The following is a 15,010-nucleotide window of genomic DNA, read 5'->3' on the forward strand; positions in this document are numbered from 1 at the left end:
AGCAACAAAGCAAAACGCCTCGACCCGTAAAGGTCGAGGCGTTTGAGTTTTACGGCTTTGAAAAGGCGTGCGGACAGGACCGCGCCTTATGCCGATCGGCGCATGGCAGACGCATAGCCTCTGTCTGCCTGACCAGCGGCTTTCGCAGCGCTGATCTCGAACCGCTGGACCAATTGGCGAAGGCGTGTGCTTTCCGTTGCAAGTCCCGCACTTGCCGCATTCGTCTCTTCGACCATCGCCGCGTTCTGCTGGGTGAACTGATCCATCTGATTGACCGCGGTGTTGACTTCGGCAAGCCCCGTCGCCTGCTCTTTCGCCGCCGTGGCGATCGCGTTCATCTGGACATTCACCGTCGTGATGAAGCTCTCGATGGTCTTCAGAGCAGCGCCGGTGTCACTCACCAGCTTGACGCCGTTTGCGACCTCTTCGGTCGAAACCCTGATGAGGTCCTTGATCTCCTTTGCAGCCTGGGCCGACCGCTGCGCGAGTTCACGCACCTCTTGGGCGACGACCGCAAAGCCCTTGCCCGCTTCCCCGGCACGCGCGGCTTCCACGCCAGCATTGAGCGCAAGCAGATTGGTCTGGAATGCGATTTCGTCGATCACGCCGATGATGTTGGAAATCGACTGGGATGACTGCTCGATACGGCCCATGGCCGCAACTGCGCTCGCGACGACGGTGCCGGAAGTCTCGGCACTGTGCGCAGCATCCGATGCTGCGGCACGGGCCTCATCGACGCGGTTCGAGGCGTGTCGGACGTTGACGGTGATTTCGTCTAGTGCTGCCGCCGTTTCTTCAAGCGAGGCAGCCTGCTGTTCGGTACGACGCGAGAGATCATCTGTGCTGCCGCTGATCTCACGGCTGCCGTTGTCGATTGACGTCGTGGCATGCGCGACGGCCGAGAGTGTTTCGGCAAGTTGGGCGACGGCTTCGTTGAAGTCTTTCCGCAGGGTTTCGAATTCCTCGGCAAACGGCTGTCCGAGGCGAATTGTGAGATTGCCCTTTGCAAGTTCTGCCAAGCCACCGGCAAGCGTTGCGGTTGCCTGCGTCATCGCTTCGGAGCGAGCTTCGTCGAGCTTAGCGCGTGCGGCCCTTTCGGCCTCCGTCGTAGATTGCTGCAGCTTCGCATCGGCCTCGAGCTTCAGCGCGGCAATCGCATTGGCCCGGAACACTTCGACAGCGCCGGCCATCGAGCCAAGTTCATCCCGGCGCTCCATGGCCGGGATGTCGATGGACGTGTCCCCTTCCGCCAGCTTCCGCATTGCCAAAGTCATGCCTCTCAGGGGCGCCGCAAGGCTGCGTGTCAGCAGGATACCCATGGCAACGGCAATGAGGGCGGCCATGACACCACCGCCGATGAGAGTCATAGTACCGGTCTGGAAGGCGGCGTTTAGAGACGCAGTTCGCTCATCGGCAAGTTTCTGATTTGCCTCGTCGAGCGCGGTCAGCGCTTTGCGGATATCACTCAGGCGCGCCGTTGTTGCGATATTGCTCCGCGTTTCCTCGATCTTCGCGGGATCACGCGCATTGGCGACGGTCGCGTCGAGCTGCGAATAGAATGTTTGCATCGCTAAGCGGACGGGCGGCAGATAGGTGTCCGCATCGGACTTCTCAAGCTTCTGTTCAAGCTGCGCCATCAAGGGTGGAACGGCGTCGCCGTACTTGGCCATTCGCTCGATGAATTCCTCGTTCAGGCTCGCCACAAAGCCGCGCATGGCGTTCTGATGTTCAACAAGCGTCGCGAGGATCTGACCGGACAGTTTAAGCACCGACTGCGTCTGCTGATTGGCAATCGTGGCTTCGTGGATCCGCTGCATGGACACAAATGCAACGGAACAGAAGGCGATGACAACAAACAGCACCGAGGCGAAAGCCAGGGCCAGCTTGCGGGAGACTCTCAGGTTTTTCATAGGCGTCTTTCAGAAGTTGCTTTCGTAGCTCCACCTATCGGCTCGAACCCCTTAATTTTTAGGGAAATTAGGAGACCCGCATAAAAAAATTTTGCTTCGCAGCAAACTTCAGCTGAGCTGCTTCAGATACGCCTGATAGGTCTGATGCGGCTGAGGCTCGAAGCGATCCTGCATCACCTTCCAGTCCTCAACCCTGTCGAGGCGGAAGTCGCGGAACCCCTGGCGCATCTCGCACCAGGCGGTCATCACCCAGATCGCGCCGAAGGCGGCCAAGCCCAGCGGCCAGACGACGCGCTGGCTGCGCTCGCCGGGCAGCGAGTGATAGGCGATCCAGACCTTGCGTTTGGCCGACAGCGCCGAGCGCACATCGCCCAGACAATCCGGCACCACCGGTTGGGCCGATGAGCGGAAGGCGTGGATCGGGGCGGAGATCAGCCGTTCGGCATGATCCTTCGGCAGCATCGCCAGCATCTTGTCCTTCGCCTCCCGCGCCGCCTGGCCGAGCCGCGGATCGCCGAGCATCTCGACGGCGCGAAGCCCGAAGGCGAGTGCCTCCAGCTGCTCGAATGTGAAGGTGAGCGGCGGGGCATCGAAGGCCTCGCGCAGCATGTAGCCGACGCCGCGCTCACCTTCGATCGGGGCGCCCGAGGCAATCAGGTGATCCATGTCGCGGTAGATGGTGCGCGGCGCGACCTCCATCTTCTCCGCAATCTCAGCGGCCGTCATGGCACGGCCGGTGGAGCGCATCAGTTGAATGATCCGGAACAGGCGGTCGGCGGGGCGCATGCGATACCTCCGGCAAAGACTATGGCCAGAAGGTTGTCAGTTGGGTCGTGTTAGGTCAAGCCGTCATCAACACCGGGAGAGCCACATGACCACCACCACCGTTCTCGAACTCGCCGTCTGCAGCGTGGCAGACAGACCTGCCGCCGAAGAGGCCCGCCGTGCCGCGATGGCGGCCGTTAAAACCTATCCCGGCTTCGTCAGCTGGAAGGCGCTGAACTCGCTCGACCAACGCGACCTGATCGCCGATCTCGTCGAATGGAGCGACAAGGAAAGCGCCGATGCCGCCGCCGCCAAGGTGCAGGCGGACCCCGCCTTCGCCCCTTATATGGCAGCGATCACCGGTGTTACCCTGATGCAGCATTTTTCAACGACAGACACGATCTGACATCATGGCCGAGCCGCTGAAACACCTGATCGGCGCCGAGACGGCCCGCGACACGGCAGACGCCGTAGCGCGGGTTTGGCGCCCTTTCGACCACGCCGCCTTCCTGACCGATACCCTTCCGGTGATCGACAGCCTCGAACTCATGCAGCGCGGGCAATGTATCGCGGATGCGCTGCACCGACATCTGCCGGGCGACTTCGAGACCGCCGCAAGGATCCTGAACGATTGTCTGCCGGCACCCGAAGTGTCAGGACTGAGCGGCTGGGCTCTCCTCTCCTTCAACCAGTACATTGCCCGCCATGGCCGCGGGCATCTGGCGACCGCACTCGATCTTCTGAAGGCGCTGACGCCGCATTTCACCGCGGAATTCGGCATCCGTCCCTTCATCGCGGAGGAGCAGGACGCCGCACTTGCGGTGATCTCAACCTGGGTGCTCGACCCGAACCACCACGTCCGCCGCCTTGCCAGTGAAGGCACGAGGCCCCGCCTTCCCTGGGCTATGCGCCTGCCCCAGCTCGTCGCGGACCCCACGCCGATCCTGCCGATTCTGGAGGCCCTCCTTGACGACCCCGAGGATTATGTCCGCCGCTCGGTCGCCAACAGCCTGAACGACATCGCCAAAGACCATCCGGATCTCGTCGCCGATTTCGTCGAGCGCCACTCGAAAGGCGCCTCCAAAGAGAGGCTCTGGCTGCTCAAACACGCCTCGCGCACGCTGATCAAGAAGGGACACGGCAAGGCGCTCGCCAATTTCGGCTTCGCCGTCCTCACCGACGTCGAAGCCACTTTCACGCTTGCATCTGACCGGATCAATTTCCCCGGAGAACTCGCCTTCGAGATCCAGCTCTCCAACACCGGCGCTGAAGCAAGGACGGTACTGGTCGACTATGCCATCCACCATCAGAAGAAGGACGGCTCGCTCTCCCCCAAGGTGTTCAAGGGCAAGAGCCTGACGATCGCGGCAGGCGACAGTGTGACGATCGCCAGGCGCCACGCCTTTCGGCCGATCACGACGCGGGTTTATCATCCGGGAAGGCATGCGCTGGAGGTCATGCTGAACGGCAGACGGGTCGCCATCTGCGATTTCCACCTCAACATGCCCCAAGGTGACAAGGGATGAGCGGGAGCGGACAGACCATCCGTTTCGAGGCAGAGGTCGTGAAGTTCGACGGCCCCGGCAAATGGCACGGCGTCTTCCTGGACGAAGAGGCGGCGGCGAGAGCCCGCTTCTTCGGTCACCCCAATGCTTTGGGCGCCATTGCCGTTCAGGTGCAGATTGGCGCCAGTATGGTCAAAACCTCTCTTTTCCCGGACAGGAAACGCGCGACCTACCTTCTGCCGCTGAAGGCGGAACTACGCAGGCGGGAGGGCCTTGTCGAAGGATGCATGATTTCGGTGCTGCTGACGGTCGACAGCTGAGCATGGGCCGGCACCTTTCACGCTGCACTGCAAACATTTCCTTGACTTCTCGGCCAAATAAGCCCATTTGCAGGTCAGCTTTCACCTTCCGGCCGCCGCGTGAGCGAGCCCAGCGACATCTGAGACGCGACGAAGGACAAGCGCATGACATGACTGGCGGACACTCCGCCGCTGCGCTGGAAGCTTTTTCCAACTTACAAGTTCCCAAATCACGCGGGGTTCTTGACGCCAATGCCAACCGGATCGCGAAGACCGCGTTCCGGGGTCGTGCATTTGGCGCCCCGAAAGGTATGACTTTGACAACTTTCGATGATCTTGGCCTCTCCAAGAATATCGTCGCGACGCTGACGACGCTCGGCTTCTCGACGCCCACTCCGATCCAGGAGAAGGGTATTCCCGTCGTCCTCGCAGGCCGCGACCTGATTGGCCTCGCTCAGACCGGCACCGGCAAGACCGCCGCCTTCGGCCTGCCGATGATCGAGATGCTTCTCAAGGACGAGAAGCGCCCCGACAACCGCACCACCCGCGCCCTCATTCTCGCCCCGACCCGCGAACTGGTGAACCAGATCGGCGACAACCTGCGCAGCTACCTGCGCCGCCTGCCGCTGAAGATCAACCAGGTCGTCGGCGGTGCATCGATCGGCAAGCAGCAGCTGCAGCTCGAAAAAGGCACCGACATCCTCGTCGCGACGCCTGGCCGCCTGCTCGACCTGATCGCCCGCAACGCCATCTCGCTGCGCGCCGTCCGTTACCTCGTTCTCGACGAAGCCGATCAGATGCTGGATCTCGGCTTCATCCATGACCTGCGCAAGATCTCCAAGATGGTCCCGCCGAAGCGCCAGACGCTTCTGTTCTCGGCCACCATGCCGCCGTCGATCGCCGATCTCGCCGCAAGCTTCCTGACCGACCCGCTGAAGGTCGCCGTCTCGCCCCCGGGCAAGGCCGCCGACAAGGTCGAACAGCACGTGCATTTCGTTGCCGGCCAGAACGCCAAGACGGAAATGCTCAAGAAGATCCTCAACGACAATCCGGATGGCCGCTCCATCGTCTTCCTGCGCACCAAGCATGGCGCGGAAAAGCTGATGAAGCACCTCGACGCCACCGGCTACTCGGTCGCCTCGATCCACGGCAACAAGAGCCAGGGCCAGCGCGAGCGCGCTCTGAAGGGCTTCCGTGACGGCGAGATCAAGACGCTGATCGCCACCGACGTTGCCGCCCGCGGCATCGACATCCCGGCCGTCTCTCACGTCTTCAACTACGACCTGCCGGAAGTGCCGGACGCTTACGTCCACCGCATCGGCCGTACGGCCCGTGCCGGTCGCGAAGGCATCGCGATTGCATTCTGCGGTCCGGACGAAGGTCGTCTGCTGCGCGACGTCGAAAAGCTGATGGGCATCGAGATCCCGGTCGCCTCGGGCGAACCGCCGGCAAACCTCGCGCGTCCGGCCCGCCCGCAGCGTCGTGGCGGCGGTGGCGGTGGTGGCAACAACCGCAATCACCAGGGCCAGGGCAAGGGTCGCGGCAAGGCCGAAGGCGCTCCCAAGGCCGATGGCCGTCCGGCCAAGACCGGTCACCGCAAGGGTGGCAATGGCGGCGGACAGAACCGCAACGCCAATGGCGGCCAGGGCCGTCCGGGTGGCAACGGCCAGGGCCGTCCGGCCCGTTCCGGCACCGCCGGCGGTCGTCGTCGCCAGGCCTAAGTCGTGGCTCGATAAGCTCTAGAATTTTGAAATGGCGCGGCACCCACCGCGCCATTTTTCATGGCCTGCGCGGCCGGCCGCTCACTCTGGCGCCGATACTGTCTTGCGATTGGTCAGGTAAACGCCGACCATGACCACGCAGGTCCCGACCATCATCGGCACTGTCAACTCTTCCCCGAAGGCGATGGCGGCTTCGAGAGCCGCCATCGGCGGAACGAGATAAATGAGCGAGGCCGCCTTCGACACGTCGCCGTGGCGGATCAGATAGAGAAGCAGCGCGATCGCGCCCATCGAGATCCCAATGACAGACCAGGCAAGCGTCGCGAAGAAACCGAGGCTCCAGTCGACATGCAAGTTTTCGAGCGCAACGGCCGCCGGAACCGTGACGATCAGGGCGCCGACATATTGCAGCGTTGCCACGGCGCGCAGATCGCCCTCCTTGACCAGCCGCTTCTGGTAGATCGTGCCGGCCGTCACGCAGGCCATGGCCAAAACGTTGACCGCCACGGCATAGGCCGGGATCGTGGAAGCATCGATGACCAGCACCTTAGGCAGGACCGCGATACCAACCCCGAGGAAGCCGATCACCAGGCCAAGCCGCTGACTGGCGCTGAGGTCCTCGCCGATCAGATAGGCGGCGGCGACCCCGGTCATCAGCGGCTGCAGGCCCGCTATGATCCCTGACAGCGCCGCCGGCACCCCCTGCCCGATCGCCCACCAGACCATGCCGAGATAAAGCCCGTGCAGGAACATGCCCGAGACGATGGCATGCATCCATCCGGCCCGATCCTTCGGCCAGGAGACGCCTCCGACACGACAGACGATGTAGAACAACACGACCGCCGTGCCGTAGCGAACGACGAGAAACGTCAGGGGATCGGCAAAGAAGGTCGCGTATTTGGCGGAGACCCATCCCGTCGACCACAGCAACACGAAGAGGACGGGGGCGATGCGGGCGAGTGTCATGAGTCGGTTCGTCTTTCCAGGACCGGATCGCAAGCCGCCGGCTGTCCGCTTCGATAATGCCGACCCCGGCCGCGGTCAAAAGAGTTTTCCTGCAAAGCCCGTTGAATTTCGCTCACATCTGGCTCGGACACAAAAAACATTCCCAAACGAATGCCTAATTAAGCGGCAGAAATTCATGTCACGCAAAAGCTGCGGTTCAGCGGCAGGGATTCACCACCCGGTAGAACCGGGAGATGCAGTGATCACACCGTCCCGATTGCTCAAAAATGGCGCTCATGCCGATTTTCCAGGCAGATAAAGCCGTGCCTAATTCTCGTCCCTTGACCTGCGATGCTGCTTGCATTGGCCAAATGCTTGTATTCAAATGAACCAAAAAGGGGATGGCGCCATTGGCATTTGATGAAATGATGACAGCGGACGGTGCTCCGCGCGGACCTTACCAGAACTACTTCGATTGGTATTCCAGCCAGGACCCGGCAAGGCTTCTGGCCAAGTCGAGAGATGCGGAAAACATCTTTCGCAAGACGGGCATCACCTTTGCCGTCTACGGCCATGCCGACAGTGCCGAAAAACTGATCCCCTTCGACATCATCCCGCGCATTATATCCGGCCGCGAATGGCGCAAGCTCGCCCAGGGCATCGAACAGCGCGTGCTGGCGCTGAACGCCTTTCTCGACGACATCTACCACAAGCAGGAAATCATCAAGGCCGGCCGCATTCCCCGCGAGCTGATCGAGAAGAACGTCGCCTTCCTGCCCGAGATGATCGGTTTTCGTCCGCCGGGCGGGGTCTACACCCATATCGTCGGCACCGACATCGTGCGCACCGGTGAAGACCAGTTCTACGTGCTGGAAGACAATGCCCGCACGCCCTCCGGCGTCTCCTACATGCTGGAGAACCGGGAAACCATGATGCAGATGTTCCCGGAGCTCTTCCAGCTCAACAAGGTGCAGCGCGTCGAGGATTATCCCTATCTGCTCCGCCAGTCGCTCGCCTCGCTCGCCCCTCCCGGCTGCAAGGGCAAGCCGCGCGTCGCAGTCCTCACCCCCGGTATCTACAATTCCGCCTATTACGAGCATTCCTTCCTCGCCGACATGATGGGCGTCGAGCTGGTCGAAGGTTCTGACCTCCGCGTCATCGACGGCAAGGTGAAGATGCGCACCACGCGCGGCTATGAGGCGATCGACGTGCTCTACCGCCGCGTCGACGACGACTTCCTCGATCCCCTCACCTTCCGCCCCGATTCGGCGCTCGGCATTCCCGGCATCATGGATGTCTACCGGGCCGGCAACATCACCATTGCGAACGCTCCGGGCACCGGCATCTCCGACGACAAGGCGATCTACAGCTACATGCCGGAGATCGTCGAGTTCTACACCGGCCGCAAGGCGATCCTTGAAAACGTGCCGACCTGGCGCTGCTCTGAGGCAGACAGCCTGTCATATGTTCTCGAACACCTCGAAGAACTGGTCGTGAAGGAAGTGCACGGCTCCGGCGGCTACGGCATGCTGGTCGGCCCGACCGCCTCCAAGAAGGAGCGTGCCGCCTTCGCCGAAAAGCTGAAGGCCCGGCCGAACAACTACATCGCCCAGCCGACGCTGTCTCTCTCGACCGTGCCGATCCTCGTGAACAAGGGGATCGCGCCCCGCCACGTCGACTTACGTCCCTATGTCCTCGTCTCCGACAAGGTGCAGATCATCCCCGGCGGCCTGACCCGCGTGGCCCTCAAGCAGGGTTCGCTCGTGGTCAATTCCAGCCAGGGCGGCGGCACCAAGGACACCTGGGTACTGGAGGACTGACATGGTCATGCTCGGAAGAACTGCCAACGGCCTCTTCTGGATGTTCCGCTACATCGAAAGAGCCGAAAACATTGCCCGCCTCGTCGATGCGGGCTTGCGGATGTCGCTCACCCGGACCGGCGCCTCGGACGATGACTGGGATGCGGTGCTGCAGAGTGCCGACGTCCGAAGCCTTTTTGCCGAGCGGCAGGACAAGGTGACCGCAGCCGACGCGATCGACTTTCTGCTGCGCGATACAGCCAACCCTTCCAGCGTCATGTCCTGCATCGACGCCGCCCGCAACAATGCCCGCATGGTGCGCACGGCTCTGACCCGCGAGACCTGGGAAGCCACCAACGAATGCTGGATCGAGCTGAAGCAGATGCTCGCCCGCAAGCTGAAGTCCGCTGATCTGCCTGAGGTCATCGACACCGTGAAGCGCCGCGCCGGCCTGATCCGCGGCGCCTTCCACGGCTCGATGTTGCGCAACGAGATCTATAACTTCGCCCGCATCGGCACCTTCATCGAACGCGCAGACAACACCAGCCGCATCCTCGATGTGAAGTACTACGTGCTTCTGCCGGCGATCACCCATGTCGGCTCCTCGCTCGACAACATGCAGTGGGAATCGATCCTGCGCTCGGTTTCCGCGCATCGCTCCTATCGCTGGGTCTATGACGGAGAATACAAGGCGGCCAACATTGCAGATTTCCTGATCCTGAGCGGTCAGATGCCGCGCTCGCTTGCCTATTGCTACGAGAAGATCACCTCCAACCTCGGCTATGTCGGCCAGGAATATGGCGAGCGCCTCGCGGCGCACCACACCGCCGATGCCGTGCTTGCGACCCTGAAAACGACCAGCATCGATCAGATCATGGATCAGGGGCTGCACGAGTTCCTCGACAATTTCATCTCGCTCAACAACAAGCTGGGCAATGAAATCACCGAGGGTTACAGGTTCTATAGCTGAGCAGGATTGAGCGCATGCGTCTGCGGATAAGCCATACCACCGAATATCGCTATGACGACCCGGTCCAGTACTCGCTGCAACGGTTGCGGCTGACCCCGCAAGATGGTCCGGGCCAGAAGGTGCTGTCGTGGAGCATCGCCGTCGACGGCGCCAATGTCGAAGCCGGCTTCAACGACCAGTTCGGCAACCAGACCCATCTCGTCTCCACCGAAGGCGATAGCCACAGCGTTCATATCGTCGCGTCTGGCGAGGTCGAGACCGAGGACCGCTCCGGCGTGTACGGCCCGCACCAGGGCTATGTGCCGCTCTGGCTCTACCTCCGCGACACACCGCTGACCAAGCCGGGTAAACTGATCCGCGAGCTTTCGCGCAGCCTGTCCGGCGACAATGATCTGGCCAAGATGCATGACCTGATGGGCAAGCTCAACGCGCAGATCGCCTATGAGACGGGTTCGACCGGCACGGAGACCACCGCTGAACAGGCGTTGGAAGCCGGTCGCGGCGTGTGCCAGGACCATGCCCACGCCTTTATCGCCGCTGCCCGCCTGCTCGCACTGCCCGCCCGCTACGTCTCGGGTTACCTTTTGATGGACGACCGCATTGAGCAGGTCGCGACCCATGCCTGGGCCGAGGTTCACCTGCAAGGTCTTGGCTGGGTGGGTTTCGACGCCGCGAATAACCACTGCCCGGATGCCCGTTATGTGCGGATCGCAACCGGCCTCGGCTACCCCGATGCCGCCCCCGTCTCCGGCATGCGGATCGGTCTTGCTGGCGAGGATCTGACCGTCACGCTGGTGGTCGAGTCCTCACAGAGCCAGTCGCAAAGCTGACCTGCCGCTCCAGCGGCGCGCGCGGTCGGAACCTTTCCGCAAGCTCCACTCCATCCCGGCATGATGATGTGCCCTTGAGGCGCGGCACGGCCGCAGCGGAGGTCGAACACGCATGCTGTTTGGAAAGTCTCTCTTCCAGTCGGTAGTCGACAGGCTTGATGACGAGGCCGAAGAGCAGCCCGTAGCCGAAGAACAGACCTTCCGGATCAAGGGCCTGAGCACCGGCTTCGTGGCCGAGCCGGATCTCGCAGCTTCCCCTGAAACCGGCGCCGACCAGCGTCTCGACGCCTACCTCTTCCTGATGCCCGAAGACCTGCCACCGGAAGAGCCCGAGCCGCCTGCTCCGCCGCCGCCACCCGCATGGGCAGGCCGCCTCTCGCCGCAGGAGATTGCCGAGGATCTCGGCATCGAACCGTCGGACGACCGCGATCGGCTGCAGGAGCGCCGCCGCCGCTTCGCCCGCGAGAACCATCCGGATCGCGTCGCCGCAGACTATCGCGACGCAGCGACCTTGCGCATGAAGATCGCAAACGGGCTGGTCGACGAGGCGATCAGCAGCCACGACCTGCGAAGCGGTCGTTGACGATCAGTCGTAGAGACGTCTGAGCAAGCGGTTGACGCTGTCGCGCTCGGCAATGCCGCCGAGTTGCTCCAGGACCCAACGCTCATGATCGACCCAGATCGGCATGAGTTCCTCAAGATAGGCCTCTCCCGCCGGCGTCATGTAAAGCGACTGGACACGCCGGTCGGTCTCGGACTTGCGCCGTTCGATGAAGCCCTTGTTTTCCAGCCCGTCGACGATGGCGACAAAATTCGCCCGCTGAATGCCGAGCGCCTCGGCCACTTCGCTCTGCTTTGCACCCTGGTTGTTGGTGAGCAGAAGCAGGACCGCAAAATCGGTCGGCCGAAGTCCCTTCGAAGAAAAAGCTTCATTGAAATGTTGAAAAACAGCGAGCTGTGCCCGCCGCAACCGATAACCCACAGCATCGTCCATGACTGAAAAGTCCAGCTTGGTCGTGTTGGGTATCAATTCATCCATGTTAAGTTCAGGCATTTCCCCGCCATCATCATTATGTCCCCTCAGAGAGCCATTACACGGGGCAATGACCTTCCTGCAACGATACTAACGGTTAAAACCGCTGCCACAAGGGCGCAAAGGCAACCGATTGGGCATGAAGCACCGTTTTTGGACATTTGCCGTTCATTTCCCCCAGGATTGGCTCCTTGCATTCTCGAAAGCCGGGCATTTGATCATCTACCGATCATTTCGCCCACCACACGACAGGCAAGCGGGATACCGCCACGGCCAAACGCTTTTTCGGATTGATGCGCGCGAGCGACTGCGCTATGACCGCAATCGGAACGGCGAGTCAAAGCCGCCTTCGGATGCACCCGTAGCTCAGCTGGATAGAGTGTTGGATTCCGATTCCAAAGGTCACAGGTTCGAATCCTGTCGGGTGCGCCAATTTTCTATTTAAAATCAGTGGGTTGGCCTGGAGGCGTGCAATTTTGCTACGTTTCTAGCGCAGAATTGCTACGTTTTCGCGCTCTTTCATGTACAATTAAATTTAATATTAGAATTTTATTCCAATAGGTCAGTACAGGCACGCACACCCAGTACTGAATGTTGACTATGTAGTATAGACCACTCACCCCAACGAGAACGCTTGACAATACGCTGTGTTTTGCTTATAATTCTCCCATAACGACAACATAATAGAAAACAAAGGGGAGAGAATGAGCCTTAATTACATCGTTTTACGTGAAAACGGAAACTATTACTTTAGACTATCCGTTCCTAAACGCCTAATTCCGAAATTTGGGAAAAAAGAAATTTGGAGGACTTTGAAAACTAGAGACAGGAAGGAGGCGCTAATCAAAGCCGGTCAACTTCTTGAGCAATATACTACGCTCCACAATTCGCATTTTATTACTGACGACACACCTCTCACTATGCCATTAATGCAGAAGACATATGAAAGACTTGGTCTGCAGCGAGCATCACCAAGAGATATAGAGGCTACATCCCTCCAGGACTATGTCGCCATGATGAGCCGAAGCCTGGAAATCTTGCAGCAGATCAAGAACCCCGACATTGCCGAAGTTGCAGCAATCGGCAGCGCCCTCGAAGATGAGCTGTCTTTGGATGCAATGTTCGAACGCTTTCAGGAGCTGTCGGCGGGCAAATGGAACGATCTCGACCACAGAGCACGCCAGAAGAAGTGGAACCGACACCGAGAGCCAGTTGATGACTTCAAGCGGGAGATGGGTGACCTGGATGTTCTGAAGATCCGCCCCAGAGACGCCGCAAACTACGCGATCAATCTAGGCAAGCGCGTCGAAGCAGGGGCGATCAGATCTGAAACTGCGAAGAAGAAGCTTCTGTTTCTGAACGCCATGGTTCGGAAGGTGTTACAAGCCGATCACCCAGATCATCGGAACCCATTTGAACACGCTAAGATCGACCACAATGGCAACGACGCAGAACAGCGCCTCCCATTCACGGAAGCGGAAATCGTCGCTCTTCGCGGCAAGCTAGCGTCTTCCAAAGCTAATGATGAACTAAAGGCAATCCTGCTGCTCGCTGAGTTCACCGGCACCATCGCAAGTGAACTGGTCTTGCTGCATGAGTCAGACTTCCACCTAGACTGCGAGATTCCCTATATCCGAATCGGCAAGAACCCAAACCGCAGGAGCCTAAAGACGGACAATCGACCTCGTGACATTCCTTTGATCGGACCAGCCTTGAACGTAGCAAGACAGTTCCCAAAAGGATTTCCCCGCTATTGCCGCTCAGGCGGCTCGGAGGCTCTATCGCAGGCGGCAAATAAGATAATCCGCAAAGTCGCCAATGACAAAACCACCTACAGCTACCGACATCGCTTTGTTGACCTACTTCGACAAGTCGAGGGCATGCAGGACAGTTTGCTTAAATCCATCGTCGGACACGATGGGAGCATGACTGGACGATACGGCGAGGGATACTCGCTAGAAAAAAAGCGTGACGCCATGCTTCAAGCCTTCGCCATAGCAGAAGAAAAACAAAAGAATATAACCCATTGAATATCAATCCAATATGCCTGACGTGACGTTTCGGCACACCGAACCAATTATATTATGAAGAAGGCATGTTCCACATAAGGAATATGCAAATTGCAACAATACGAATATCGAAAACTAATAACGGATCTTAAACTGAGGCAAAAATTTCTCTGCCAGCTACAACAGCTAATCGACCTCCTCATGCATAAGGGATATGTCGAAGCGGCGATGATCCACGCAAAGAAGCGTAAATTGCTAATCGACGACCTTAGGACCGCCGATGAGCTACTTGGCAGAATGGCGTCTTCTTGAGTTAAGGCGCCACATTGTAAATGCGCGCATTTCAATTATTCAGTAGGCAGGCGCGGCGACACTCCTCAGCCTCTTCGCAATCTTAGCGATGGTGGCTCTGCTTGCCCCAGTAGCATCCTGGATCTGGGTCCACGACATTTTTTTATTGAGCATTTCCGCGATACTGTCGTTGCGCCTCGCGTTTTCCGGGCGTCCTTTGTATCGACCCTCCTGCTTCGCGGTCACGATACCTTGGGCTTGTCGGCGCCGCCTGTCAGTGTAGTCCTTGCGCGCGAAGGCAGCGAGCATGTCCAACATCATTCCGTTGATAGCGTCGAGCATTCGAGCCTGGATATCATCCTCATCCGCGTTGGCGAGCATCCAGGATGTGGGCAGGTCGAGCGCCACAACACGCACGCAGCGAGATCGGATCTCGTCTTTCAACTTATCCCAGTCTTCAGCATTGAGACGCGATAGACGGTCTACCTGCTCGACAAGCAGAATGTCTCCCGGCTGACAATCGGAAAGCAGTCGAAATAGCTCAGGGCGTCTGAGAGAAGCCCCGCTTTCGTTCTCGACATAGAACGCAGCGACCTTCAGTCCCCGCCCTTCCGCAAACTCGATGAGGTCTTGGCGGGCACGGTTTGCGTCCTGATCTTCAGTGGATGCACGAAGATAAGCGCGAAGAAACATGCTCGAAACACCAACGGTTCATTTTAGATGGTTTACTTATATCTGGTTCATTATGGGTGGTCAAACGAATTAATTGAACCAGTAGTTTGACTAGTCTTGCAGAACTACACCCATATGGAACCAGCCCCGGCTGAACAGAACTGCACGCAACTCAAGGAATTCGCCAACACCGAGAGGACGCTTCGCGTCTCTCGCTTCGCTCGACTGCACCTGAAGCTGCATTAACATGTTATCGGGTAT

Annotated in this window: 14 protein-coding genes and 1 tRNA gene; 10 read left to right on the forward strand and 5 right to left on the reverse strand. The window is 59.6% G+C overall.

Translation table 11 applies throughout. The features are described 5' to 3' along the window. Nucleotides 1-86: 86 nt before the first annotated feature. Nucleotides 87-1,910 carry a HAMP domain-containing methyl-accepting chemotaxis protein gene (locus M1E12_RS12035; RefSeq protein WP_479561953.1) on the reverse strand — a complete coding sequence of 608 codons (1,824 nt, stop codon included), beginning with the start codon at nucleotides 1,908-1,910 and terminating at the stop codon, nucleotides 87-89. A 108-nt stretch (nucleotides 1,911-2,018) separates the two neighbouring features. Continuing rightward, nucleotides 2,019-2,696, reverse strand: a complete 678-nt coding sequence (locus tag M1E12_RS12040; protein WP_102018200.1) for a helix-turn-helix transcriptional regulator — start codon at nucleotides 2,694-2,696, stop codon at nucleotides 2,019-2,021. 85 nt (nucleotides 2,697-2,781) lie between these two features. Between M1E12_RS12040 and M1E12_RS12045 the strand changes: the two genes are divergently transcribed. The 4 genes from M1E12_RS12045 (at nucleotide 2,782) to M1E12_RS12060 (ending at nucleotide 6,200) form a co-directional block, all read left to right on the forward strand. Then, nucleotides 2,782-3,081: a hypothetical protein gene (locus M1E12_RS12045; RefSeq protein WP_136541344.1), complete on the forward strand. Its 300-nt coding sequence runs from the start codon at nucleotides 2,782-2,784 to the stop codon at nucleotides 3,079-3,081. 4 nt (nucleotides 3,082-3,085) lie between these two features. Next, on the forward strand, nucleotides 3,086-4,201 hold the full coding sequence (locus M1E12_RS12050) for a DNA alkylation repair protein (RefSeq protein ID WP_479561954.1): 1,116 nt from the start codon (nucleotides 3,086-3,088) through the stop codon (nucleotides 4,199-4,201). Further along, complete coding sequence (locus M1E12_RS12055; protein ID WP_479561955.1) at nucleotides 4,198-4,500, forward strand: DUF1905 domain-containing protein; 303 nt, start codon at nucleotides 4,198-4,200, stop codon at nucleotides 4,498-4,500. The genes M1E12_RS12050 and M1E12_RS12055 overlap by 4 nt, the downstream gene beginning before the upstream one ends. 296 nt (nucleotides 4,501-4,796) lie before the next feature. Further along, complete coding sequence (locus tag M1E12_RS12060; protein WP_479561956.1) at nucleotides 4,797-6,200, forward strand: DEAD/DEAH box helicase; 1,404 nt, start codon at nucleotides 4,797-4,799, stop codon at nucleotides 6,198-6,200. Nucleotides 6,201-6,281: 81 nt separating this feature from the next. Here M1E12_RS12060 and M1E12_RS12065 read toward each other — a convergent pair whose 3' ends face one another. Further along, the gene (locus M1E12_RS12065; protein ID WP_479561957.1) at nucleotides 6,282-7,166 is read right to left on the reverse strand and encodes a DMT family transporter; all 885 of its coding nucleotides are present in this window, start codon (nucleotides 7,164-7,166) and stop codon (nucleotides 6,282-6,284) included. A 389-nt stretch (nucleotides 7,167-7,555) separates the two neighbouring features. Here M1E12_RS12065 and M1E12_RS12070 point away from each other — a divergent pair, with 389 nt between their 5' ends. From M1E12_RS12070 to M1E12_RS12085, 4 genes are all read left to right on the forward strand, one after another. Further along, nucleotides 7,556-8,965 (forward strand): circularly permuted type 2 ATP-grasp protein, encoded by a 1,410-nt coding sequence (locus tag M1E12_RS12070; RefSeq protein ID WP_479561958.1) that lies wholly within the window; start codon nucleotides 7,556-7,558, stop codon nucleotides 8,963-8,965. A gap of 7 nt (nucleotides 8,966-8,972) precedes the next feature. Further along, entirely contained in the window at nucleotides 8,973-9,914 is a 942-nt protein-coding gene (locus M1E12_RS12075) for an alpha-E domain-containing protein (protein ID WP_113459757.1), read from the forward strand. Nucleotides 9,915-9,928: 14 nt separating this feature from the next. After that, nucleotides 9,929-10,744, forward strand: coding sequence for a transglutaminase family protein (locus M1E12_RS12080; protein WP_479561959.1), 816 nt, complete (start codon nucleotides 9,929-9,931; stop codon nucleotides 10,742-10,744). A gap of 112 nt (nucleotides 10,745-10,856) precedes the next feature. Then, a complete protein-coding gene (locus M1E12_RS12085) occupies nucleotides 10,857-11,327 on the forward strand; it encodes a hypothetical protein (protein ID WP_479561960.1) in 471 nt (156 codons plus the stop codon). Nucleotides 11,328-11,330: 3 nt separating this feature from the next. Here the strand turns inward: M1E12_RS12085 and M1E12_RS12090 are convergent, their stop codons facing one another. Further along, a complete protein-coding gene (locus tag M1E12_RS12090) occupies nucleotides 11,331-11,783 on the reverse strand; it encodes a MarR family winged helix-turn-helix transcriptional regulator (protein WP_310241792.1) in 453 nt (150 codons plus the stop codon). A gap of 349 nt (nucleotides 11,784-12,132) precedes the next feature. On the opposite strand from M1E12_RS12090, the gene M1E12_RS12095 reads away from it, so the two are divergent. Continuing rightward, nucleotides 12,133-12,209, forward strand: a tRNA-Arg gene (locus tag M1E12_RS12095). Between the two features lie 272 nt (nucleotides 12,210-12,481). Beyond that, nucleotides 12,482-13,807 carry a DUF6538 domain-containing protein gene (locus tag M1E12_RS12100; RefSeq protein ID WP_479561961.1) on the forward strand — a complete coding sequence of 442 codons (1,326 nt, stop codon included), beginning with the start codon at nucleotides 12,482-12,484 and terminating at the stop codon, nucleotides 13,805-13,807. Nucleotides 13,808-14,137: 330 nt separating this feature from the next. Here the strand turns inward: M1E12_RS12100 and M1E12_RS12105 are convergent, their stop codons facing one another. Continuing rightward, on the reverse strand, nucleotides 14,138-14,770 hold the full coding sequence (locus tag M1E12_RS12105; RefSeq protein WP_479561962.1) for a recombinase family protein: 633 nt from the start codon (nucleotides 14,768-14,770) through the stop codon (nucleotides 14,138-14,140). Nucleotides 14,771-15,010: the final 240 nt, after the last annotated feature.

It is taken from the genome of Rhizobium sp. K33, from assembly GCF_056501445.1.

Excerpts from the sequence above, each read along its gene's own strand:
- M1E12_RS12035 (WP_479561953.1), bottom strand. The coding sequence starts at position 1,910 with ATGAAAAACCTGAGAGTCTCCCGCAAGCTGGCCCTGGCTTTCGCCTCG.
- M1E12_RS12040 (WP_102018200.1), bottom strand. The coding sequence starts at position 2,696 with ATGCGCCCCGCCGACCGCCTGTTCCGGATCATTCAACTGATGCGCTCC.
- M1E12_RS12045 (WP_136541344.1), top strand. The coding sequence starts at position 2,782 with ATGACCACCACCACCGTTCTCGAACTCGCCGTCTGCAGCGTGGCAGAC.
- M1E12_RS12050 (WP_479561954.1), top strand. The coding sequence starts at position 3,086 with ATGGCCGAGCCGCTGAAACACCTGATCGGCGCCGAGACGGCCCGCGAC.
- M1E12_RS12055 (WP_479561955.1), top strand. The coding sequence starts at position 4,198 with ATGAGCGGGAGCGGACAGACCATCCGTTTCGAGGCAGAGGTCGTGAAG.
- M1E12_RS12065 (WP_479561957.1), bottom strand. The coding sequence starts at position 7,166 with ATGACACTCGCCCGCATCGCCCCCGTCCTCTTCGTGTTGCTGTGGTCG.
- M1E12_RS12075 (WP_113459757.1), top strand. The coding sequence starts at position 8,973 with ATGCTCGGAAGAACTGCCAACGGCCTCTTCTGGATGTTCCGCTACATC.
- M1E12_RS12080 (WP_479561959.1), top strand. The coding sequence starts at position 9,929 with ATGCGTCTGCGGATAAGCCATACCACCGAATATCGCTATGACGACCCG.
- M1E12_RS12085 (WP_479561960.1), top strand. The coding sequence starts at position 10,857 with ATGCTGTTTGGAAAGTCTCTCTTCCAGTCGGTAGTCGACAGGCTTGAT.
- M1E12_RS12090 (WP_310241792.1), bottom strand. The coding sequence starts at position 11,783 with ATGGATGAATTGATACCCAACACGACCAAGCTGGACTTTTCAGTCATG.
- M1E12_RS12100 (WP_479561961.1), top strand. The coding sequence starts at position 12,482 with ATGAGCCTTAATTACATCGTTTTACGTGAAAACGGAAACTATTACTTT.
- M1E12_RS12105 (WP_479561962.1), bottom strand. The coding sequence starts at position 14,770 with ATGTTTCTTCGCGCTTATCTTCGTGCATCCACTGAAGATCAGGACGCA.